At 69.1% G+C, this 21,082-nt stretch carries 20 protein-coding genes and 1 pseudogene; 8 read left to right on the top strand and 13 right to left on the bottom strand.

Features of this window, described 5'->3' with window-relative positions; all coding sequences use genetic code 11:
- Nucleotides 1-26: 26 nt before the first annotated feature.
- The 4 genes and pseudogenes from ACYVO6_RS10630 to ACYVO6_RS10615 all read right to left on the bottom strand — a co-directional run.
- A pseudogene (locus ACYVO6_RS10630) lies at nucleotides 27-185 on the bottom strand (alpha/beta hydrolase domain-containing protein); the annotation flags it as partial.
- Nucleotides 186-200: 15 nt separating this feature from the next.
- Nucleotides 201-512, bottom strand: coding sequence for a DUF1330 domain-containing protein (locus ACYVO6_RS10625; protein WP_461059714.1), 312 nt, complete (start codon nucleotides 510-512; stop codon nucleotides 201-203).
- 15 nt (nucleotides 513-527) lie between these two features.
- A complete protein-coding gene (locus tag ACYVO6_RS10620; RefSeq protein ID WP_461059712.1) occupies nucleotides 528-716 on the bottom strand; it encodes a ferredoxin in 189 nt (62 codons plus the stop codon).
- Nucleotides 713-2,005 carry a cytochrome P450 gene (locus ACYVO6_RS10615; protein WP_461059710.1) on the bottom strand — a complete coding sequence of 431 codons (1,293 nt, stop codon included), beginning with the start codon at nucleotides 2,003-2,005 and terminating at the stop codon, nucleotides 713-715. Before ACYVO6_RS10615 ends, ACYVO6_RS10620 begins: the two co-directional genes overlap by 4 nt.
- 250 nt (nucleotides 2,006-2,255) lie before the next feature.
- On the opposite strand from ACYVO6_RS10615, the gene ACYVO6_RS10610 reads away from it, so the two are divergent.
- Genes ACYVO6_RS10610 through ACYVO6_RS10600 form a run of 3 tightly spaced genes read left to right on the top strand, consistent with a single transcriptional unit; the run spans nucleotide 2,256 to nucleotide 5,169 of the window.
- Nucleotides 2,256-3,542 (top strand): aromatic ring-hydroxylating oxygenase subunit alpha, encoded by a 1,287-nt coding sequence (locus tag ACYVO6_RS10610; RefSeq protein WP_461059708.1) that lies wholly within the window; start codon nucleotides 2,256-2,258, stop codon nucleotides 3,540-3,542.
- Between the two features lie 17 nt (nucleotides 3,543-3,559).
- On the top strand, nucleotides 3,560-3,889 hold the full coding sequence (locus tag ACYVO6_RS10605) for a hypothetical protein (protein ID WP_461059706.1): 330 nt from the start codon (nucleotides 3,560-3,562) through the stop codon (nucleotides 3,887-3,889).
- A gap of 20 nt (nucleotides 3,890-3,909) precedes the next feature.
- A complete protein-coding gene (locus tag ACYVO6_RS10600; RefSeq protein WP_461059704.1) occupies nucleotides 3,910-5,169 on the top strand; it encodes a metal-dependent hydrolase family protein in 1,260 nt (419 codons plus the stop codon).
- Between the two features lie 47 nt (nucleotides 5,170-5,216).
- On the opposite strand, the gene ACYVO6_RS10595 is transcribed toward ACYVO6_RS10600, so the two are convergent.
- Both ACYVO6_RS10595 and ACYVO6_RS10590 read right to left on the bottom strand, forming a co-directional pair.
- The gene (locus tag ACYVO6_RS10595; RefSeq protein ID WP_461059702.1) at nucleotides 5,217-5,987 is read right to left on the bottom strand and encodes an SDR family NAD(P)-dependent oxidoreductase; all 771 of its coding nucleotides are present in this window, start codon (nucleotides 5,985-5,987) and stop codon (nucleotides 5,217-5,219) included.
- Nucleotides 5,987-7,477: a class I adenylate-forming enzyme family protein gene (locus ACYVO6_RS10590; protein WP_461059700.1), complete on the bottom strand. Its 1,491-nt coding sequence runs from the start codon at nucleotides 7,475-7,477 to the stop codon at nucleotides 5,987-5,989. Before ACYVO6_RS10590 ends, ACYVO6_RS10595 begins: the two co-directional genes overlap by 1 nt.
- A 76-nt stretch (nucleotides 7,478-7,553) precedes the next feature.
- On the opposite strand from ACYVO6_RS10590, the gene ACYVO6_RS10585 reads away from it, so the two are divergent.
- Complete coding sequence (locus ACYVO6_RS10585; RefSeq protein WP_461059698.1) at nucleotides 7,554-8,720, top strand: acyl-CoA dehydrogenase family protein; 1,167 nt, start codon at nucleotides 7,554-7,556, stop codon at nucleotides 8,718-8,720.
- 17 nt (nucleotides 8,721-8,737) lie between these two features.
- Here the strand turns inward: ACYVO6_RS10585 and ACYVO6_RS10580 are convergent, their stop codons facing one another.
- From ACYVO6_RS10580 to ACYVO6_RS10565, 4 genes are all read right to left on the bottom strand, one after another.
- Complete coding sequence (locus tag ACYVO6_RS10580) at nucleotides 8,738-9,004, bottom strand: hypothetical protein (protein ID WP_461059696.1); 267 nt, start codon at nucleotides 9,002-9,004, stop codon at nucleotides 8,738-8,740.
- Between the two features lie 68 nt (nucleotides 9,005-9,072).
- A complete protein-coding gene (locus tag ACYVO6_RS10575) occupies nucleotides 9,073-10,506 on the bottom strand; it encodes a FadD3 family acyl-CoA ligase (protein ID WP_461059694.1) in 1,434 nt (477 codons plus the stop codon).
- On the bottom strand, nucleotides 10,503-11,681 hold the full coding sequence (locus ACYVO6_RS10570) for an amidohydrolase family protein (protein WP_461059692.1): 1,179 nt from the start codon (nucleotides 11,679-11,681) through the stop codon (nucleotides 10,503-10,505). The genes ACYVO6_RS10575 and ACYVO6_RS10570 overlap by 4 nt, the downstream gene beginning before the upstream one ends.
- Before the next feature lie 38 nt (nucleotides 11,682-11,719).
- Nucleotides 11,720-13,318, bottom strand: a complete 1,599-nt coding sequence (locus ACYVO6_RS10565) for an AMP-binding protein (RefSeq protein WP_461059690.1) — start codon at nucleotides 13,316-13,318, stop codon at nucleotides 11,720-11,722.
- A 182-nt stretch (nucleotides 13,319-13,500) separates the two neighbouring features.
- Between ACYVO6_RS10565 and ACYVO6_RS10560 the strand changes: the two genes are divergently transcribed.
- Entirely contained in the window at nucleotides 13,501-14,226 is a 726-nt protein-coding gene (locus ACYVO6_RS10560; RefSeq protein WP_461059688.1) for an enoyl-CoA hydratase/isomerase family protein, read from the top strand.
- Nucleotides 14,227-14,481: 255 nt separating this feature from the next.
- Here the strand turns inward: ACYVO6_RS10560 and ACYVO6_RS10555 are convergent, their stop codons facing one another.
- From ACYVO6_RS10555 to ACYVO6_RS10545, 3 genes are all read right to left on the bottom strand, one after another.
- On the bottom strand, nucleotides 14,482-15,237 hold the full coding sequence (locus ACYVO6_RS10555) for an SDR family NAD(P)-dependent oxidoreductase (protein WP_461059686.1): 756 nt from the start codon (nucleotides 15,235-15,237) through the stop codon (nucleotides 14,482-14,484).
- A gap of 234 nt (nucleotides 15,238-15,471) precedes the next feature.
- Nucleotides 15,472-16,686, bottom strand: a complete 1,215-nt coding sequence (locus ACYVO6_RS10550; protein WP_461059684.1) for a CaiB/BaiF CoA transferase family protein — start codon at nucleotides 16,684-16,686, stop codon at nucleotides 15,472-15,474.
- Nucleotides 16,683-18,158 carry an aldehyde dehydrogenase family protein gene (locus ACYVO6_RS10545; RefSeq protein WP_461059682.1) on the bottom strand — a complete coding sequence of 492 codons (1,476 nt, stop codon included), beginning with the start codon at nucleotides 18,156-18,158 and terminating at the stop codon, nucleotides 16,683-16,685. The genes ACYVO6_RS10550 and ACYVO6_RS10545 overlap by 4 nt, the downstream gene beginning before the upstream one ends.
- Nucleotides 18,159-18,523: 365 nt before the next feature.
- Here ACYVO6_RS10545 and ACYVO6_RS10540 point away from each other — a divergent pair, with 365 nt between their 5' ends.
- The 3 genes from ACYVO6_RS10540 to ACYVO6_RS10530 are packed head-to-tail and all read left to right on the top strand — an operon-like array spanning nucleotide 18,524 to nucleotide 21,058.
- Entirely contained in the window at nucleotides 18,524-19,384 is an 861-nt protein-coding gene (locus ACYVO6_RS10540; protein ID WP_461059680.1) for a mycofactocin-coupled SDR family oxidoreductase, read from the top strand.
- Nucleotides 19,385-19,439: 55 nt separating this feature from the next.
- Entirely contained in the window at nucleotides 19,440-19,631 is a 192-nt protein-coding gene (locus ACYVO6_RS10535) for a ferredoxin (RefSeq protein ID WP_461059678.1), read from the top strand.
- Between the two features lie 50 nt (nucleotides 19,632-19,681).
- On the top strand, nucleotides 19,682-21,058 hold the full coding sequence (locus ACYVO6_RS10530) for a cytochrome P450 (RefSeq protein ID WP_461059676.1): 1,377 nt from the start codon (nucleotides 19,682-19,684) through the stop codon (nucleotides 21,056-21,058).
- Nucleotides 21,059-21,082 lie beyond the last annotated feature (24 nt).

Here is a 21,082-nt window from a genome sequence, read left to right as displayed (position 1 = left end):
CACACCCCGCCGTACGGGGCGCGGGGTCAGCCGCCGATGCCGGACTCGGCGGCTGCCTCGACCAGTTCAGCAGCGTCCGCCGGGCGGATGAACTCCGCGGCCGCACCCTCCGCCGTGCCGGCCGACCACTTCGCGACGAACCCGGCGTGGGTGGGATACAGAGCCGCCGGCTTCTCGGCGCTGAAGGGCGTGGCCGACGCTCATCCGCGGCCGGGCGGCGGCTCGAAGCCGACAACGATCACGGCGTTGGTGTCGGCCGCCGACTGCCGCAGCGACTTCGCCTTCTCGTACCCGGCCGATGCGTACCAGGCCCGGGCCGTCTCCACCGATTCGAATTCGAGGACGACGGTCTGGTCGCCGTGCCAGTCACCTTCGAGGACCTGGGGCCGCCGATCGGCCGCCAGGACCGAGGCGCCGCCCTCGGTCATCGAGGGTGCGGCGGCCCGCCCGTAAGCCTCCATGCCGGCCGGGTCCTTGATGGCCTCGGTCAGGATGACGTACGCCTTCGGCATCGGTTCTCCTCGTCGTCAGCCGACGGTGATGGCCCGCTCGGGGCACATGCCGGCGGCGGAGCGCACCGCGTTCTCGAACTCCTCGGGAACGTCCGGCGTTTGTGCCACGGCGTAGCCGTCGTCGCTCAGGTCGAACACCTCGGGGCAGAGCGAGCAGCACACCCCGTGGCCGCGGCAGCGGTCGTCGTCGACGGTGACCTTCATCGCGCCTCGCTCTCCGCCGGCGTGAACTCCAGGTTCAGATGGGTCAGGCCGCGCAGGATGAACGTCGGAACGTACTGGTAGCGGCGGGCGTCCGCGGGCCCGTGGACGCGCTCCGAGATCCTGATGTCGGACGTACGGTCCAGCAGCCGCTCGATGCTCACCCGGGCCTCGGCGCGGGCGAGCGGTGCTCCCGGACAGGAGTGGATCCCGCGGCCGAACGAGAGATGACGCCGCACGTTGGTCCGGCCGGCGTCGAACGCCGTCGGGTCCTCGAACTGGCGCGGGTCGTGGTTCGCGGCGCCGTTCAGCACCATCAGGGTGGTACCGGCGGGGACGTCGACCCCGCCAACCGTGGTCGGCACCTTCGCCAGCCGGAAGTCGCCCTTGATCGGGCTCTCGATGCGCAGGGTCTCCTCGATGAAGCTGGGGATGCGGTCGCGCTCGGCGCGCAGCATCCGCTGCAGCTCGGGCTGCTCGGCCATGATCTTGAGCGCGGAGCTGAGGAGGCGGACGGTGGTCTCCTGGCCCGCGGCGAAGAGGTTGGCGGCGATACGGACGACATCGGCGACGTCGGGGACCGACCCGTCCGGGAAGGTCGCGGTGGCCAGCCCCGTGAGGACGTCCTCGCGCGGCTCGCGGCGGCGATCCTCGACGTACGTCGTGAACCGCCCGTAGAGGTATTCCAGCGGCGAGTGGTGCAGCGTGTCGTCGCCGGTGCTGCCGACACCTGCCCCGTCCTGCGGCCGGCGCTGGAGCTTCGCCATGAAGTCTTGGCGGTCCTCCTCGGGCACGCCGAGCAGGTCGGCGATGACGAGCAGGGTGAAGGGCCCCGCGAACCCGCTGATGAACTCGCCCTCACCGGGGGCGAGATACGTGTCCAGCAGACCGTCGGCGAGGTGCCACATGGACGCCTCGTTCTCCTTGAGGCGCTTCGGCGTGATCAGCCGCATCAGCAGGGCGCGGTGGTCCGTGTGCTGGGGCGGGTCCATGGTCGGGAGCTGGTCGCTCATCGGGAGCTCGGCACGGTGCTGCTCGATGAGCTCGCTCACGTCGTCGCCATCGAGCGGGACCGGGAACCCGGGGAAGGGGCCCGTGACAGAAGTGCACGAGGAGAAGGTGTCGGTGTCGTTGTAGACCTGCACCGCCTCCTCGTACCCCGTCACCATCATCACGTCGTGGTGCTTCTCGCGGCGTACGGGGCACTGCCCGCGCAGTGCGTCGAAGTAGGGATACGGGTCTGCCACGAGCCTCTCGTCGCGGAAGAAGTCGATCGCCTCGAAGTCGGTCACGGTCCTAGCCGCCTCCCTGCCGGAGCACCTGACGCCGAGGGACGCTAGCACAATTCTCTGCCTGCCGGAATCCATAATGTGCATTTTTGAGAGTGGCATTCTCGCCCGGCTTGCTGCGCGCCCAGGATCGTCACCTGACGATTCCCTGACAGGTTGCTGACTTGACGCTGATCGCGAGTGAGAATAGCATTCTCATTCACGAAGACCTCGATTATCGCGCTGAGTACAGCCGACTGGAGGACCAGGGCCCATGGCGCACTTCAAGAAGCCCGATGAGGGCAGCTGGACCGAACACCTCAAGATCGACACGGAACCGGTCTCGTACGAGGACTCCATCTCGCCCGGCCACTACGACATCGAGCGGGACGCCATCTTCCGCCGGACCTGGCTGAACGTCGGCCGCCTCGAGCAACTCCCCAAGCGGGGCAGCTTCTTCACCAAGGAGCTGGACGCGGCGCGTACGTCGGTGATCGTGGCGCGGGGCACGGACGACGAGGTGCGTGCCTTCCACAACGTGTGCCGGCACCGCGGCAACAAGCTGGTGTGGAACGACTTCCCGCGCGAGGAGACCAGCGGAGTCTGCCGCCAGTTCACCTGCAAGTACCACGCCTGGCGCTACGACCTCGAGGGAAAGCTCGCCTTCGTCCAGCAGGAGCAGGAGTTCTTCGACCTCGACAAGTCGCAGTACGGGCTCAAGCAGGTGCAGACCGAGGTGTGGGAGGGGTTCATCTTCGTGAACCTCGACCCGGAGAACACCACTCCGCTCAGGGAGTATCTGGGTGAGTTCGCCCAGGGCATCGAGGGCTACCCGTTCCACAAGATGACCCAGGCCCACAAGTACCGTGCGGAGATCGGCGCCAACTGGAAGCTGTTCATCGACGCGTTCGCCGAGTTCTACCACGCGCCGATCCTGCACGCGGGACAGTACGTCTCCGACGAGGCCCGCAAGATCCAGAAGTACGGCTACGAGGCGCTCCACTACGACATCGACGGCCCGCACAGCATGGTGTCCTCCTGGGGAGGCATCGCCCCGCCGCGCGACCGCACGTTGGTCAAGCCCATCGAAGCGGCGCTGCGCAGCGGTCTGTTCGGCCCCTGGGAGGCGCCGGACATCGGTATCGCCACGGAGGATCTGCCGCCCGCCGTCAACCCGACCCGGGACAAGCGCTGGGGCATGGACACGTTCTTCTTCTTCCCCAACTTCATGCTGCTGATCTGGCGGCCGAACTGGGTGCTCACGTACCACTACTGGCCGACCGCCTACAACACGCACATCTTCGAGGCGACCTGCTACTTCGTCCCGCCGGAGAACGCCTTCCAGCGGCTGCAGCAGGAGCTGGCCGCCGTGTCGTTCAAGGAGTACGGCCTGCAGGACGCCAACACCCTGGAGGCGACGCAGACCATGCTCGAGTCGCGTGCGGTGGGGGAGTTCCCGCTGAACGACCAGGAGGTGCTCCTGCGCCACCTGCACAGCACCGCCCGCCAGTACGTCCGCGAGTACGAGCAGCGCACCTCCGGCGCCCCGGCCGCGTCCTGACCCGAGGAGACCCGACCATGGCTACCGTCTTTCCGCCCGAGTTCGCCGCGCTCGAGCCGTTCGCCGACTGGGCGATACCGACCGAGAAGGCCCGCTACGCCAAGCGGATCACCTCCACCATGGACGAGCTCGACGCCTTCTACAGCGTGGCGTTCCCGCTGCTCGCGTCCGGAACGGAATACCTGCAGAAGGTCTCCATGGACGACATCTCCGAACAGGACAAGCGGCTGCTGTGGCTGTTCTGCGCGCTGGTGACCGTCGCCTTCCCGGTCGAGGCCTGGCGTCAGCCCAGGGTCCCCGACACGGGGGCGGCGAGCATCGACGCGGTGATCGAACCCGCGGTCTGAGCGCAGGAGGGAACCGTCCGATGCCGCGTCCCCGTACACCGCAGCCGCCCGTCCACCTCCGCAGCGCCCGCATGCTCGACGTGGACAAGGGTGAACTCGTCGAACCGGGCGACCTGTTGATCGAGGGCGAGCACATCGCCGCGGTCGCCCCCGCCACTGTCCCGGCGGACGCTGTGGTGATCGACCTCGGCGATCTGACCCTGCTGCCGGGCCTGATGGACATGGAGGTCAACCTGCTGCTCGGCGGGCCCGACCACCGCAGTCCCCTCAATCCGGTGCAGGACGACCCAGCCGTACGCACCCTGCGTGCCGTCGCCAACGCCCGCCGGACCCTGCGCGCCGGCTTCACGACCGTACGGAACCTCGGTCTGTTCGTGCAGACCGGGGGACTCCTGCTCGACGTGGCGCTGAAGAAGGCGATCGACCTCGGCTGGATCGAGGGGCCCCGGGTCGTCCCCGCCGGGCACGCCATCACGCCGACCGGCGGGCACCTCGACCCCACGATGTTCCAGGCGTTCGCGCCGCACATCATGCCCCTCACCGTCGAGGAGGGCATCGCCAACGGGGTCGACGAGGTGCGCAAGGCGGTCCGCTACCAGATCAAGCACGGGGCCCGGGTCATCAAGGTCTGCGCCTCGAACGGCATCATGTCGCACACCGGCCCGGCCGGCGCCCAGCAGTACTCCGACGACGAGCTGAGGGCGATCGTCGACGAGGCGCATCGCGCCGGACTCAAGGTGGCCGCTCACTGCATGGGCGACCGGACGATCCGAGCCGCCCTTGACGCGGGCATCGACTGCATCGAGCACGGCTTCCTCGCCGACGACGAGACCCTCGATCTGATGGTCGAACGCGGTACGTTCCTGGTGGCGACCACCTACCTCGCCGACGGCATGGACGTGTCGAAGGCGGCGCCCGAGCTGCAGGCCAAGGCCGCCGACGTCTTCCCCCGTGCCAGGGCGACCATCGCCAGGGCCGTCGAACGCGGGGTCCGTATAGCCTGCGGTACGGACGCGCCGGCGATCCCGCACGGCCGGAACGCCAAGGAGCTGCTGGCCCTCGTCGACCGCGGCATGACCCCGCTGGCGGCCATCCGGGCCGCCACGACCGTCGCCGCCGAACTCGTCGACGCGGACGACCGGGGCCGCCTGGAGGCCGGTCTGCTGGCCGACGTCATCGCCGTCCCCGGCGATCCGCTGACGGACATCGGGGTGACGGAGGACGTCCGGTTCGTGATGAAGGGCGGGCAGGTGTACCGGCACGAGGACACGGCCCGCTGAGAGTCGTAATTCGATGAGGCGGCCCCCGCTTGAGGGGCCGCCTCGACTCACACCTTGCGCGTGATCCCGCCGTCGACCCGGACGATCGCGCCGGTCGTGAAGCTGGAGGCCGCACTCGCGAAGTGCAGGGCCAGAGGTGCCACGTCCTCGGGGTTCCCGAGCCGGCCCAGCGGCACGAACGAGGTGTCGAAGTCCTCGGCCGCCCACTCCTTGTGGGCGCCGGTGAGGACCGGCCCCGGGAGGATGGCGTTGACGCGCACCTTCGGCGCGTACGCCTCGGCCAGGCCCACGGTCAGGGCGTTCAGGCCCGCCTTGGCGCAGGCATACGGCAGTTCATGGACGCTCGCCAGCAGGGATCCGGCCGTACCGATGTTGATGACCGAGCCGCCGCCGTGGTCCGCCATGTGCTTCGCCGCGAGGACCGCCAGACGGAACGGGCCCTTCAGATTCACGGCGAGGGTCTTGTCGTACAGCTCCTCGCTGACCGCGTCGAGACTCTTGTACGGCGGCGACATACCGGCGTTGTTGACGAGGACGTCGAGCCTGCCGAGCTGCTCCAGCGTCTCGGAGACGAGCCGCTCGCAGTCACCCCACCGTCCGACGTGGCAGGCGATGCCCACGGCCCGTCGCCCTGTCGACGCCCGTACCTCTTCGGCGACGGCCTGACACGCCTCGATCTTGCGCGAGGCGATGACGACGTCGGCGCCGGCCTCCGCCAGCGTCTGCACGATGGCCCGGCCGATACCGCGCGAACCGCCGGTGACCACCGCCACCTTGCCCGTCATGTCGTGGAGCTCTGCGAAGGACGTCACGGACATCAGCCTCTCTGCATCGCCGTCAGCAGCTCGCGCCGCAGCAGCTTTCCGGTGGGCGTGTACGGCAGTTCATCGCGGAAGACGACCGCATCCGGTGTCTTGGAACCGCGCAGATGGCTGCGCACCCAGGTGCGCAGCGCCTCGGCGTCGACGGTCGCTCCCGTGTGGGTGACCACGAAGGCGGCGATCCGCTCGCCCCACTCCTCGTCGGGCACGCCCACGACCGCCGCCTCGCGCACGGCGTCATGCCGCAGCAGTACGTCCTCGACCTCCGCGGGGGCGATGTTCTCCCCACCGCGGATGATCGTGTCGTCGGTGCGGCCCTCGATGAACAGATAGCCGTCGTCGTCGAAGTGGGCGAGATCGCGGGTGTGGAACCAGCCGTCCGTGTCGAGCAGGGTGTCCGACCCCTTGTACTCCCCGGACACCTGGGGCCCGCGCACCCACAACTCGCCGGGAATCCCAGGCGGTTGGGCAGCGCCGGACGCGTCCCGGATCTCCGCCTCCACGCCCGGGACCATACGGCCGGCCGAGCGGAGCCGGGCGCGCACCGCGGGGTCGTCGGAGGAGAGGGCGGCGCGATGGTCCTCGGGGCCCAGCAGGGCGATGGTCGAGCTGGTCTCGGTGAGGCCGTAGGCGTTGGTGAAACCGGTCTCGGGGAAGGCGCGCAGCGCCGCCTCCAGGACGGTGTGCGGCATGCGGGCGCCGCCGTACGCCAGTGAGCGCAGCGTCGGTACGTCGGCCGGGCTGCCTGCCAGGTGCTCCACGACGCGGGCCAGCATGGTCGGTACGACCATCGCGGAGGTCACGCCCTCGGCGCGGACCAGCCGCAGCCAGGCCGCGGGGTCGAAGGTGCCGAGGTGCACCATGCGGCGCCCGGCGTAGAGGTTGCTGAGCACCGAGCCGACGCCCGCGACGTGGTACGGCGGAACGCTGGTCAGTACGGCGTCGTCCGGCCCGGCGGAGGCGAACTCGACCGTCTGCAGGATGTAGCTGGTCAGATGGCGATGACGAAGCACGGCCGCCTTGGGCGCCGCCGTGGTCCCGCTGGTGAACAGCAGCACCGCCGGGTCGTCCGGGGAGCCCTCCAGGCCTTCGGCCGGTTCTGCCGCGAGGCCCTCCTTCAGCAGGGCCTCGGGGGTGCGGACGTCGAGACCGGCGGCGGCGAAGGCGCCCGCGAACGCCTTGTCGGCGACCACCACGGGCTTCTCGGTGTGGGCCAGCAGGCCGGTCAACGCCTCGGCGGACAGCCGGTAGTTGACCGGTACCAGCGGCACGCCGGCCAGCGCCGCGCCGAACAGCAGGACAGGGAAGGCCGGGCCGTTGACCCCGGCGAACACCAACTCCCGTGCGCCTGTCCCGTGGACGACGGCCGCCACACCCGCGGCGGTCCGCCGCAGTCGCGCATACGTCGTTCCGGAGCCGCGGGGGCCGATCGCCACCCGGTCGGGGTCGCCCGCCACGGCCATGTCGAGGAGCATCGCGATGTTCAACGTGGGCCCCTTGCATTGAGAATGACGTTACCAGATTAGTAGAATAGCGATTCCCCGTGTAGTGGAGGAGAGCCCCGTGGACTTCGGGTTGACCGAGCAACAGCAGGACATCCGCGCGGGCGTCCGCGAACTGGCGGCCTCCTTCGGCCCCGAGTACTGGGCCGAGCGGGACGAACGAGCGGAGTTCCCCTGGGACTTCTACAACGCCTTCGCCAAGGCCGGCTGGCTGGGCATCGCCGTTCCCGAGGAGTACGGCGGCGGAGGACTGGGCGTACTGGAGGCCTCCCTGCTGCTCGAAGAGGTGGCCGCCTCCGGTGCCGGGATGAACGGCTGCAGCAGCATGCACCTGACCATCTTCGGCCTGAACGTCCTTGCCCGGCACGGCAGCGAGCAACTGCGCCGCGAGATCCTGCCGCACGCCGCCTCCGGGGACCTCCACGTCTGCTTCGGGGTAACCGAACCCGACGCCGGCACCGACACCACCAGCATCTCCACCTTCGCCCGCCGTGACGGCGACCACTACGTCATCAACGGCCGGAAGATCTGGATCACCAAGGCGGGAGACTCGCAGAAGATGGTCCTCCTGGCGCGTACCACCCCGCGCGAGGAGGTCGACAAGCCGACCAAGGGAATCTCCGTCTTCCTCGTCGACGTCGACCGCACCGCCATGGACATCCGGCCGATCCCGAAGATGGGCCGCAACGCCGTCGCGTCCAACGAGATCTTCATCGACGGCCTCCGCGTCCCGGCCGACGCCCGGATCGGTGAGGAGGGCGAGGGCTTCCGCTATCTGCTCGACGGCCTGAACCCCGAACGCATCCTGCTCGCCCACGAAGCACTGGGCCTCGGCCGGGCCGCGCTTGACGCGGCGACCCGTTACGCGCGCGACCGGGTCGTCTTCGGCCGCCCCATCGGCCAGAACCAGGGCATCGCCTTCCCCCTGGCCGAGTGCCTGACCCGACTCGACGCGGCCCGGCTGATGGCCCGTAACGCGGCCTGGCGCTACGACCGCGGCCTGGAGTGCGGACGCGAGGCGAACATGGCCAAGTTCCTGTGCGCCGACGCGGGTTTCCAGGCCGCGGACCGGGCCGTACAGACGCTGGGCGGCATGGGCTACGCCCGCGAATACCACGTCGAGCGGTACTTCCGGGAGTCCCGGCTGCTGCGACTCGCCCCGATCAGCCAGGAGATGGTGCTCAACTACGTCTCCCAGCATGTGCTGGGGCTGCCGAGGTCGTACTGAGGCCGACGTCGTCGCTTTCAGGACCGACGGCCGGGATGGCACAGCACCATGACCGCGCGGGCGACGAGTTCACCCGCACCGCCGAGTTCCTGGCGGTAGCGGGTCGTGATGTCCCGTACGGTCTCCGCGAAGTCGGGGTCGACGGCGCGGGCGCGGGCCGGGGGAGGGAGTTCCTGGGTCATCGCACGGCGGCGCGCCAGGAGCGCGATGATCTCCTCGTCGAGTCGCTCTATCTGGGTCAGCGGCATCTTCGCCGTCAGGCCGGCGGCGTTGTTCGTCGTCACGATGGATCTCCGTTCTCCTGCGGGAGCCGGGAGGCCGTCCTCCCGGTGGTCCGCTTGTCCGCTCGTCGTCATCGCAGTTGGTCCTTCATCACCTTGCCCGTGGCGTTCAGCGGCAACTCATCGCGGAACTCCACGGACCGTGGCACTTTGAAGCCGGCCATCCGCTCACGGCTCCAGTCGATGAGCTCCGATTCCGTCACCGGCCCCTGCCGTACGACGAAGGCCTTGCCCACCTGCCCCATCCGCTCGTCCGGGACGCCGATCACCGCGACCTGCGCCACGGCCGGGTGCTTCAGCAGGAAGCTCTCGATCTCGGCCGGGTAGGCGTTGAAGCCGCCCACGATGAACATGTCCTTCTTGCGGCCGGTGATCCGCAGGTGCCCCCGGTCGTCGAGCGTCCCGAGGTCGCCGGTGTGCAGCCAGCCGTCCTCGTCGATCGCCTCGGCGGTCGCGTCGAGGTCGTCGAGGTAGGCGAGCATGACGCTGTAGCCGCGCACCAGCACTTCGCCGTCGTCCGCGATGCGCACTTCGACGCCGTCGCACGGGGTGCCGACGGTCGTGGCGATGTCCTCGAAGGAGTCGCCGGGACGGGAGGCGGTGACCGTGCCCGCCTCGGTCAGGCCGTATCCGGTCATGATCGACTGGAAGGGCAGTTCGCCGCGGATCCTGCGGATGAGTTCGACCGGGATGTCGGCGGCCCCGGTCACCGCCGCGCGAAGCGAGGACAGGTCCCGTCCGCCCGACGCCTGCGCCTGAAGCAGGGAGTGGTAGAGCGTGGGCGGGCCCGGCAGCATCGTCACCTTCTCGTGCTCGACCAGGTCGAGCACGCGGTCCACGTCGAAGACCGGCACGGGGAGGATGGTGGCACCGCGGATCAGGGAGGCGACGCAGCCCGCCTTCCAGCCGAAGATGTGGAAGAACGGGTTGACGATCAGATAGCGGTCGCCCTCCCGCAGATCGGCCAGATCGCACCACTCCGCGTACAGCCGCAGCGTCTGGGCGTGGGTCATCAGTACGCCCTTGGGCCGCCCCGTCGTCCCCGAGGTGAACACGATGTCGGCGACCTGCTCACCGCTCACCTCGCGCTCGTACGGCGAACCGCTCGTGAGGAAGTCCGACTTCAGGTCGATCACCGGAACGCCCGGCGGAGCAGTGAACTCCAGCCCCAGAAAGCCCTGTTGGACAAGGACGGCCTTCGCTCCGCTCCGCCCGACGATGTCGTGCGCCTCGTCCGCCTTGAACCGGGTGTTCACCGGGACCAGCACACCCCCGGCGGTCAGCAGCCCGAACGCGGCGACGATCCACTCGGCGGAGTTGGGCGCCCAGATCGCCACCCGGTCACCCTTCTTGACCCCCAGCGACGCGAACGCACCCGCGGCCACCCGCACCCGGTCGATGAGTTCCGGGAAGGTGAGCCGGAGCGGCCCATCGACGACTGCTTCGGCGTCACCGAAGCGGTCGGCCGCGCTGAGCACCATCTGGGGGATGGTCTCCCACTTCATACGTCGATCAGCCGGGCGAGGTTGCCACCCATGATCTTGGCCTGGTCGGTCTCGCTCATGCCCTTGATCGCGTCGATGTAGGAGACCGGGTCGGCCAGGCCCTCGGGGTGGGGATAGTCGGAGCCGAACAGCACCCGCTCGACGCCGACGATCCCGGCCAGCTCGGCCATGTCCTCCTCCCAGAACGGGCTGATGTGGATCCGCGACTTGACGGCCTCGACCGGGTCGCCGAGGAACCCCTTCGGCTGCTTCTTGTAGACGTCGGTCAGCTGGTCGAGGAGGGGCACCAGCCAGGAGGAGCCGTTCTCGATGACGGCGATCTTGAGCTTTGGGAACCGGAACAGCGCTCCGTGGCAGACCCAGGAGGCCACCGCGTCGGTGACCGGCCGCCACTCGCCCAGCATCCGGAAGACCTGGGCCTGGAAGGGCGTCATCTCCTGCTGTTTGCCCTCCCAGTCGCCCGCGTAGCGGGAGTAGCCGCTGTCGGAGGAGTGCATCCCCACCAGGACTCCGGCCTCTTCCACCAGCTTCCAGAAGGGGTCGAACTCCGGCAGGGCGAAGGACCGCGACCCCGCGAGCCCGGGCACGGGGGCGGGCCGGACCAGAATGGCCCGCGCTCCGCGCTCCAGGCACCACTCCAGTTCGGCGATCGCCTTGTCCAGGATCGGCAGGCTGATCACGGGTGTGGTGTAGATCCGGTCCTTGTAGTTGAACTGCCAGGTCTCGTGCAGCCACTGGTTGAGCGCGTGGACGACCACATGGATCAGTTCCGGGTCGTCCCGCATCCGCTCCTCGATCAGGCTGGCCAGCGTCGGGAACATCAGCGTCCGCTGGATCCCCAGCTCGTCCATCAGCTCCAGGCGCGGCGCGGGTTCGCGGAACGCGGGGATCGACTTCATCGGCTCGCCGAACAGCTCCCGGTGTGACTTGCCCTCCGGGTTGCCGTTGCGGAAGTACTCCTCCCACGCCCCCGGCCGGGCCACCACCTCGAAGGTGGGGTTGGGGATGTAGTCGCTGATCTGGCCACGGATCGCGATCTTTGTGCGGCCGTTGACCTGCACGTACTGGACCGCGTTTGCGTACTGCTTCGGGAGGTGCCTGGTCAGCGCCTCCGGGGGCTCGTACAGGTGGTTGTCCGCGTCGAAGAGCGGAAACGGCAGCGCATGCGACGTCATGAGACCCTCCTTTGCGATTTGAGAGAATCGTATTCTCTTCACGTGCGTACGGCAATGTCCTTCCGCAGCTTGAACTTCTGGACCTTGCCGCTCGGGGTCCGTGGGAAGTCCTGGACCTCGTGCAGTTCCTCCGGCCACTTCTGCCGGGCCAGGCCGATCTCGTCGAAGTGGGCGCGTATCTCGTCGAGAGTGGGGAGGGGGTGACCGGGCCTCAGTCGCAGGAAGGCCGCGGCGTGTTCGCCGAGCCGGGCATCGGGGGCGGTGACGACCGCGGCCTCCGCGACGCCGGGCAGGGAGAGGAGGACCTCCTCGACCTCCAGCGCGCTGATGTTCTCGCCGCCCCGGATGATGATGTCGGCCTTGCGGTCGGTGATCGTGAGGTAGCCGTCCTCGTCGAGTACGCCGATGTCGCCGGTGTGGTACCAGCCCTCGTCGTCGAACGCGCGCTCGGTGAGGTCCGGGTCGGTGTAGCCCAGGCACAGGTCGGGGCCCCGGCTGAGGATCTCGCCGTCCTCGTCAAGGCGGATCTCCACACCTGGCAGCGCCGTGCCGTCCGTGAACAGCCGCTTGGGCTCGGGTGCCGAGTACCAGGAGGAGGTGATCGAGGGGTGCTCGGTGCTGCCGTACGCGCGGAAGACGCAGATCCCGAGATCCGTGAGCCGGGTGGTGACGGCCGCCGGGACCGCCGCGCCGCCCAGGCCGGCGTACTTCATGTGGTGCAGATGCTCGGGGGTGAAGTCCGGGTGGTCGAGAAGACTGGTGACGTAGTAGGGGGCGCCGCCTCCGATGTGCAGATCGTGACTGACCATCAACTCCAGTGCCTGGTGCGGGTCCCATACGTCCGTGAGGTGGACCGGCGCTCCGTCCAGGACCGGGATCAGGAAGGCGTTCACCATGCCGATGAAGTGGCCGACGGGGGCCGCGGTGAGCTGTGTGCCCCGGTCGGGCGGGTAGGTCGCCGCGAGCTGGCGGGTCTCGTGGCCGAGCGTCTGGTGGCTGTGGACGACGCCCTTCGGGTCGCGGGTCGTGCCGGAGGTGAAGGCGATCAGGGCGGGATCCGTCGGGTCGGCGCGGAGGGGCTCGGGCAGCGGGGTGTCACTCAGGAGGTCGTCGAAGCATTCGATGTGCGGCTCGCGCCGCGATGGGGGTCCCCCCGCTCGAGCGAAGCCGAGAGTGGGGGAGGGGCCCACCACGGCCACGACAGGGACGTTCGCACACAGGTCGGGCTGGAACTCCAGCCGTCCGAACCGCTCGGCGGCGATGAAGGCGCGGGGCTGGACGGCGTCGAGGATGTAGCCGACCTCCTTGCGCCCGTAGAAGTGGACGATCGGCACCACGGCCGCACCGAGGAACGCCGACGCCCAGAAGACCGCGGCCGCCTCCATCCAGTTGGGCAGCTGGAAGGCGACGGTGTCACCGGGACCCACGCCGCGCTCACGCAGCCCGGCGGCGAGCCTGCGCGCGGTCAGCTCCACGTCCCGGAAGGTCCCGGACCAGGGCCGTACGGCGGAGTGCACCCGGAACTCGGTGTCGGGCGCCGCGGCCAGGCCACGCGCCAGGAGGTCCCCGAGTGTGTCCCGGGTCCACCAGCCCTCGGCTTCATAGTGTTTGACCAGCTCGGCAGGGATCTTTCGCATGCGTGCTACCTCCAGTGCGGTGGGCGGCTCTTCGAGGTCTTCGAGACGGAGGTCGAGTGCGTGCGCGGACTCTTGCCGGACGGCACGTACTCGGTGAGACTTGCGGCGATCAGCAGCGCAAATGCTATTCTCGCCATTTGAGAATGCCAATATCGTGGCCCATATCCCTCGGGGGGACTCGCGTGATCGACCTCGAACTGGACCAAGGCCTGGCCGTCATCACGATCGATCGCCCCCACGCCCGCAACGCCATCTCCCTCGACACCATGGGCGAGTTGGAGAAGGCGCTCGACGCGGCGGCGGGCGCACAGGCCCTGGTGGTCAGGGGGGCCGGCGACCGGGCGTTCGTCTCCGGGGGAGACCTGAAGGAACTCGCCGCGATCCGCACCGAGGACGAGGCGGCGGCCATGGCCCGGCGGATGCGCGGGATCTGCGACCGGCTCGCGGACTTCCCCGCCCCCGTGATCGCCGCGCTCAACGGTCATGCCCTGGGCGGCGGCGCCGAGGTCGCCGTCGCCGCCGACATCCGCGTGGCCGCGGACGACATCAGGATCGGCTTCAACCATGTGACGTTGGCGATCATGCCCGCGTGGGGCGGCGCCGAGCGGCTCGCCGCACTGGTCGGCCGGGGCAGGGCCCTGATGCTCGCGGGTTCGGGAGCGGTCCTCGACGCCGAGGAAGCCCAACGCGTCGGACTGGTGGACCGGATCCTGCCGCGCGCCTCCTTCGAGGAGGGCTGGCGCTCGCTGGCCAGGTCGCTCGCCACGGCTCCGGCGGGGGAGATCAAACGCGTTGTCGGAGGCGGCAGTTCGGCGGACGAGGCGGTACGCGCCTTTGCACGGCTGTGGGTGGCCGATGCGCACTGGGAGGCGGCGGACCGGGCGATGGCCCGCAGGAGCCGCGGCTGAATCGACTTGGTCGAGAAGAAGGCATACGGCACCCCGGTGAAGCGGGACCAGGTCCTGACGATCCATGCCATACGTACCAACCGGCTCGACACTCACTCGTGTCACCAAGACATCATCGAGGTCGTGGAAGGCTGGCGGAATACTCAGGACGTGCCCAAGTAACCGTCAATCACGACCAGTTCGCGGAGGTGACGATGCGCTTCGTCGGGCTGGTTCAACTGGCCGACCATGCGACGCCGCGCGTGCTGGAGCAGCTCAGGTGTTGCGGCCCCCGTTGACGCCGATCACCTGACCGGTGATGTAGCCGGCCTCCTCGGACACGAGGAAGGAACACGCGGCAGCGATGTCCTCGGGCCGGCCCGGCCGTCGTACCGGTGTGAGCTCCGCGTGGTGGTCCACCGAGCCGCCGAGGTGGCCGCGCTCCTCCGTGGCGCGGAGCATCGGGGTGTCGATGAAGCCGGGCGGGATGGTGTTCACCGTGATGCCCGTCGGCCCCAGTTCGAGAGCCAGGGCCTTGGTGAAGCCGATGAGGCCGGCCTTCGAGGCGACGTAGTGCGTCATGAACTGCTGCCCCGACTGGGCGCTCGACGACGAGATGTTCACGATCCGGCCCCACCCGGCGTCCTTCATGTCGGGCACGACCGACTGGCAGCAGTAGAAGGGGCCGTTGAGGTTCACGGCCATGATCCGGTTCCATGACTCGTCGGTGATCTTCAGGAAGCTCTTGGTCCCGCTCAGGCCCGCGTTGTTGACGAGCACGAGCACCGGGCCCAGCGTCTCCCGGACGCGCCGCACCGCGTCGTTCACCTGCGCACGGTCGGACACGTCGACGTCCCCGAAGGCGACCGCCTCGTGCCCCTTCTGGCGTGACTCCTCGGCCACCCGCTCCGCCGCTTCCGCGTTCAGATCGAGTACGGCGGTGGCGAAGCCGTCCTCGGCGAGCCGCAGCGCGATGGCGCGCCCGATACCCGATCCACCGCCCGTGACGATGGCCGTACGTCGCTCCGTCATGCGCCACGCCTTCCTTGCCTGATGCCTGATGTCAAACAGAACCGTGCTCACGCGACCGCCTCCTAAGCGGCCTTGGTTAAGTTCGGTGCGGTACCGCGCCCCGTAAGGGGCGCGGGGCTGCATCAATGTGCGGCTCCGCCGCGTGGGCGCGACCAGCCCTCACCGGCCCGCGGGTTCCTCACCGTTCTTCCAGCGGAGCGCTTAGCACTCCTCACGCTGAAGGCGATGGCTCACTCAGGTGACCGCTCCCGCCGCCTTCAGCGCGAGGATGCGGTCCCAGTCCAGGCCCAGTTCGAGCAGGATCTCCTCGGTCTGCGCGGCGAACTCGGGGGCCGGGCCGAGCTCCGGGGCGCCGACGTCGAACTGGACGGGATTCGCGGCCAGTTCGAGCTCTCCGGCCCGGACGACGTACTCGTTCGCCCTGACCTGCGGGTCGGCGCCCACCTGAAGGGAGTCCTGCACGGGGGCCCAGGGCCCGGCGAGGGTGGCGAACCGCTCGGTCCACTCGGCGAGCGTGCGGGTGGCCAGCACCTCGCGCAGGATCTTGACGGCTTCTTCGGTGTTGGCGGCGATGTCTTCGGCCGTGGCGAAGCGCGGGTCCTCCGCCAGCTCAGGTCGGTTGATGTGCCGGCACACGTCGGCCCAGAACTTGCCCGGCTGCATCATCACGAACGACAGGTAGTGGTCGTCGGCCGTGCGGTACACACCGGACAGCGGGTTCGTGGGGGAGCCGTGCGCGCCTGCGGGCGGCGCCACCCAGGCCCGGTCGAGATGGAGGGAGAGGGCGATCCCGTGGCCCATCGCCCACACGCCGCTGCCCAGCAGGGAGACGTCCACGACCGACGGCTCGCCCGTGCGCTCCCGCTTCAGCAGGGCCGCCGCGATGCCCCCGGCCAGGTTCGTACCGGAGATCGTGTCCCCGTAGGCGGGCGCCGGGGGAGTGATCATCCCCTCCGTGCCGGGCGGGGTGAGGCTGGCGGCGGTGCCGCCCCGGGCCCAGAAGGCCGTCATGTCGTATCCGCCCTTGCCCGCCTCCCGGCCGCGCGGCCCCAGCGCGCTGCCGCGGGCGTAGACGATGTCCGGCTTGACCTCGCGGATGTTCTCCACGTCGATGCCGAACTTGCGCCGGGCCGAGGGCAGAAAGCTGGTCAGGAACACATCCGAGTGCCGTACCAGGTCGTACAACACCTCCTTGCCCTCGGGAGTCCCCATGTCGAGGCCGATGCTGCGCTTGCCCCGGTTCGCGTGCTCCACGTTGGGGTTCGGATCGCCCTCGACCTTGAACGTGCCGGTCTGCCGCAGCCCGCGCTGGGGATCGCCGTTGACGGCGTGCTCCACCTTGATCACGTCCGCGCCCCAGTCGGCGAGCACGGCACCGGCCGACGGCACGAACCCGTACATCGCCACTTCGAGGACCCGTATCCCGGTGAGCGGGCCGTCCGTACTCATGCGACCACCTCCCCGAACGTCTTGCGCTCCATGAACTCCTCCAGACCGTCCACGCCTTTTTCCCTGCCGATGCCCGACTGCTTGTAGCCCCCGAAGGGGGTGTCGGGGAAGAAGTAGTTGCCGCCGTTGATGCTGAACGTGCCGGTCCTGATCCGCCGTGCCAGCGCGAGCGCCCGGTCGCGGTCGCCGCTGTGGACCGCGCCGGAGAGCCCGTAGACCGAGTCGTTGGCGATGCGTACGGCGTCGTCCTCATCGTCGTACGGGATGACCGCGAGGACCGGCCCGAAGACCTCCTCCTGCGCCAGCTCACTGTCGGGGTCGACCCCGGTGAGCAGCGTCGGCGTGTAGAAGAAACCGGGGTCCACCCGCTTTCCGCCGGTCACCAGGGTCGCGCCCGCCGCCACGGCCCGCTGCACCATGCCGTCGACCTTGTCGCGCTGCCGCTCACTGATCAGCGGGCCCATGTACGTCCTGGGGTGGGCGGGATCGCCATGGCGCACTCGGTCGAGCGCGGCCGCGACCTGCTCGACGATCGCGTCGTGGTGCTGCCTGGGCACGAGCATCCGGGAGGTGATCGCGCAGCTCTGGCCCGCGTGCAGGCAGATCATGTACGCCGCATAGAGGGACGCGGCGGCGAAGTCGGCGTCGTCGAGCACGATCAGGGCGGACTTGCCGCCGAGTTCGAGGAAGACCTTCTTCACCGTGCCACTCGCGGCGGCCATGATGCGGCGGCCGGTGGCGGTGGACCCGGTGAAGCTGACCATGTCGATGCCGGGGTGCGTGGTGAGCAGTTCGCCGATCGCCGCGTCGGAGGAGGTCAGGACGTTCACCACGCCCGACGGGATGTCCGTGTGCTCCGCGATCAGCTCGCCGAGCGCGAGCGTGATCAGGGGTGTGTCCGGGGCGCCCTTCAGTACGACCGTGCAGCCCGCCGCCAGCGCCGGAGCCAGCTTGGCGAGGGCGAGTTGGGTGGGGTAGTTGTACGGGACGATCGCCGCGAGGACTCCGCCGGCCTCCTTCTCCACCCAGCGGTGATGGCGCTGGCCCTGGTACTCGACCACGCCGAGGTCCTCGCTCAAGGGATGGGTCCCGAGCAGGTCGGCGTAGTAGCGGACCAGTTCCACGGGCTCGTCGAGCTGCTGGCCGTGGGTGAGCATGCGGGGCGCGCCGGCCTCGGCGATCGTCAACTCGCGCAGTTCTTCCAGGTGTTCGGTGAGCGCCTGGTGGAGCTGGCCGAGGCAGTGGACGCGGAACTCGTTGTCGGTCGGCCAGCTTGTGGTGTCGAAGGCGCGGCGGGCGGCTGCCACGGCGGCCTCGGCCTGCTCGGCCGTGGCGTCGGGAGCCTGGCCGAGGACGTCGCCGGTGGCGGGATTCAGCGTGGCGAACGTGCTGTCGGCGCCGACGAGTTGTCCGTCGATGAGCAGGCGCCGCGTGCGGTTCGCGGTGGTCGGCGCACTGTTCGGGGGTGGCATGCCGTCCCCTTCCCGGCTGGTTGGAAATCTAATTCTCTGAATACGAGATCTCGGGACTCGCTGACAGAGAACCTTAGCGTGGCCGGGGTGTCGCGTCACGACCCTGGTGTGCATCCCTGCGTACTGTCAGGCCCTTGTCAGCCCGTTGTCAGGCTTGACGCAAAGTCGTCACAAGCCTTCCGGGTGAGGCATAGTGAAAGTATGGTTCTCGCATTCGGGAGGGAGATTCTTGTTAATCGAGACCGCAGGATCGGCAGGGCCTCGGCGCCATGAGCCCAGCACTCGACGCCCTGTCTGACGCGGCAGCACCCGCCCGTGCGGGCTGAACGGCAAGACCGACCAAGTAGGGAAGAAGGGACCCCCCGATGGGACGAGTTGAGGGCAAGGTCGCGTTCATCACGGGCGCGGCGCGTGGCCAGGGCCGCAGCCACGCCGTACGGCTGGCCGAGGAGGGCGCCGACATCATCGCGGTGGACCTGTGCCGCGACTACGAGACGGTCGGCTATCCGATGGCCACCCCCGAGGACCTGAAGGAGACGGTCCGGCTGGTCGAGGAGCAGGGCCGCCGCATCATGGCGCTCCAGGCCGACGTACGCGACGTCGGTCAGCTGCGTGGCGCCCTGGAGACGGGCCTCGCCGAACTCGGCGGCCTGGACATCGTGGTGGCGCAGGCCGGCATCGCCCCACTGCACGGCGAACCCAAGCTCCAGGCCTGGTGCGACGCCGTGGACGTCGACCTGATCGGTTCTATCAACGCGATCCAGGTCGCCCTTCCGCACCTGCGTGAGGGCGCCTCCGTCATCGCCACCGGCTCGACCGCCGCCCTCATGGAGTACGGCATCGTGCAGACCCCCGGCTCCAACCCGGGCGGCTCCGGCTACGCCTACGCCAAGCGCGCCCTGTCGGAGTACGTCCACGAACTCGCCCGGAATCTCGCCCCGTTGAAGCAGCGCGCCAACGTCGTCCACCCGACCAACGTCAACACCCACATGCTGATGAGCGAACCGATGTACAAGTCCTTCCGCCCCGACCTCGAGCACCCGACACGGCAGGACGCCGAGCCCGGGTTCGCGGTGCAGCAGGCCATGCCGATCCCGTACGTCGAACCGGTGGACATCAGCAACGCCGTCCTGTTCCTCGCCTCCGACGAGGCCCGCTACATCACCGGCACACAGCTGCGCGTGGACGCCGGCGGCTACCTCAAGTGGTACGACTGGCGCCGCTGAACTGCAGGAATCCAACCGAATCCCACGGAATCCAACCGCGACAGGGAGGTTTGTCGTGAAGGTCAGCGTCGACCCGGAGCGCTGCCAGGGCCACACGCTCTGCGCCATGATCGCTCCGAAGGCGTTCCAGCTGGACGAGATCGACGGCCACTCCTCGGCCGTCAGTGAAGAAGTCCCCATCGATCAGGAAGAGGACGTGCGCGAAGCCGTCCACTCGTGCCCCGAGCGGGCCATCTCCATCTTCTGAGCAGCCATCTACTGAACACCGTGTTCCCGAGCATCGGGAGGGAAAGACCCATGAGCGAGGCCGTCGACGACTTCCAGAAGGACGACGACCGTAAGAAACACCGGGTGCACTTCGACCGGCACACACCGGAGTACCGCCACAAGTTCGAAGAGACCACCCATGAGCTGCAGGCCAAGTGCCCCATCGCCTGGTCGGACACCTACGACGGTCACTGGGTCGCCAGCGGCAACCGTGAGGTCTTCGAACTGGCCCGGTCCGCCGAGTTCCTCTCCAACGACCATGACGTCAAAGGGGAGCGGCGCGGCTACAAGGGCATCTCCATCCCGCCGCCGCCCCGTGCCAAGGAAGTCCGGGGCGGATTCCTGGAGATGGACCCGCCGGAGCAGCGCCACTACCGCCAGACACTCAACCCCTACCTCTCCCCGGCGGCCGTCAGCCGCTGGATCCCGTTCGTCGACGAGGTGGTGCGCGCCTGCCTCGACGAGAAGATCGAGGAGGGGCGGATCGACTTCGTCGACGACCTCGCCAACGTCGTGCCGGCCGTCCTCACGCTGGCGATGATGGGAATCCCGCTCAAGGACTGGACCGTCTACAACGAGCCGGCCCACGCCTCGGTCTACACACCGCCGAACTCGCCCGACATACAGCGGGTCACCGAGTTGAGCCGGAACATGGGCATGGCCCTGTACATGGCGATCGTTCAGACCCGCGAGAAGCCCAGGCCTGGCCTGGTGGACGCCCTCGTGCGCGCCGAGATCAACGGCAAGACCCCGCCCGACGACGAGCTGGTCGGCGTACTGGCCCTGCTCATCGGCGGCGGATTCGACACCACGACGGCCCTCACCGCGCACGCGCTGGAGTGGCTGGCCCAGAACCCTGAGGAGCGCGACCGGCTCAGCCACGAGCGGAACACCCTGCTGGACCCCGCGACCGAGGAGTTCCTGCGCTTCTTCACACCCGCACCGGGCGACGGGCGCACCATCTCCGCGGACTGTGAGATCGCCGGCCAGGAGTTCAAGGAGGGCGAACGCCTCTGGCTGTCCTGGGCGATGGCCAACCGGGACCCGTCCGTGTTCCCCGACCCCGACCGGGTCGACCTGGAGCGCAAGGGCAACCGGCACAATGCCTTCGGCCTCGGCATCCACCGCTGCATCGGCTCGAACGTCGCGCGCACCGTGTTCAAGCGCATGGTGACGGCCGTACTCGACCGGATGCCGGACTACCGCTGCGACCCCGACGGCACCGTGCACTACGAGTCGATCGGCGTCATCCAGGGCATGCGCCACCTCCCGGCGACCTTCACGCCGGGCAAGCGGCTCGGGCCCTCGTTCGACGAGACCCTGGAGACGCTCCAGAAGGCCTGTGACGAGCAGCGTCTCGCCGAGCCGGTCACCGTACGGACGGCGAGGGCGAACATCGCCCGCTGAGCCCGGGCCCGAGAGTGAGGAGAC

Source organism: Streptomyces pseudoechinosporeus, assembly GCF_054783935.1.
This window is presented reverse-complemented; position numbering and strand designations above follow the sequence as displayed.

Bases quoted from the DNA above. Each gene is read 5' to 3' on its own strand.
- ACYVO6_RS10625 (WP_461059714.1), bottom strand. From the start codon at position 512: ATGCCGAAGGCGTACGTCATCCTGACCGAGGCCATCAAGGACCCGGCC.
- ACYVO6_RS10620 (WP_461059712.1), bottom strand. From the start codon at position 716: ATGAAGGTCACCGTCGACGACGACCGCTGCCGCGGCCACGGGGTGTGC.
- ACYVO6_RS10610 (WP_461059708.1), top strand. From the start codon at position 2,256: ATGGCGCACTTCAAGAAGCCCGATGAGGGCAGCTGGACCGAACACCTC.
- ACYVO6_RS10605 (WP_461059706.1), top strand. From the start codon at position 3,560: ATGGCTACCGTCTTTCCGCCCGAGTTCGCCGCGCTCGAGCCGTTCGCC.
- ACYVO6_RS10600 (WP_461059704.1), top strand. From the start codon at position 3,910: ATGCCGCGTCCCCGTACACCGCAGCCGCCCGTCCACCTCCGCAGCGCC.
- ACYVO6_RS10595 (WP_461059702.1), bottom strand. From the start codon at position 5,987: ATGTCCGTGACGTCCTTCGCAGAGCTCCACGACATGACGGGCAAGGTG.
- ACYVO6_RS10575 (WP_461059694.1), bottom strand. From the start codon at position 10,506: ATGAAGTGGGAGACCATCCCCCAGATGGTGCTCAGCGCGGCCGACCGC.
- ACYVO6_RS10570 (WP_461059692.1), bottom strand. From the start codon at position 11,681: ATGACGTCGCATGCGCTGCCGTTTCCGCTCTTCGACGCGGACAACCAC.
- ACYVO6_RS10565 (WP_461059690.1), bottom strand. From the start codon at position 13,318: ATGCGAAAGATCCCTGCCGAGCTGGTCAAACACTATGAAGCCGAGGGC.
- ACYVO6_RS10555 (WP_461059686.1), bottom strand. From the start codon at position 15,237: ATGACGGAGCGACGTACGGCCATCGTCACGGGCGGTGGATCGGGTATC.
- ACYVO6_RS10550 (WP_461059684.1), bottom strand. From the start codon at position 16,686: ATGAGTACGGACGGCCCGCTCACCGGGATACGGGTCCTCGAAGTGGCG.
- ACYVO6_RS10545 (WP_461059682.1), bottom strand. From the start codon at position 18,158: ATGCCACCCCCGAACAGTGCGCCGACCACCGCGAACCGCACGCGGCGC.
- ACYVO6_RS10540 (WP_461059680.1), top strand. From the start codon at position 18,524: ATGGGACGAGTTGAGGGCAAGGTCGCGTTCATCACGGGCGCGGCGCGT.
- ACYVO6_RS10530 (WP_461059676.1), top strand. From the start codon at position 19,682: ATGAGCGAGGCCGTCGACGACTTCCAGAAGGACGACGACCGTAAGAAA.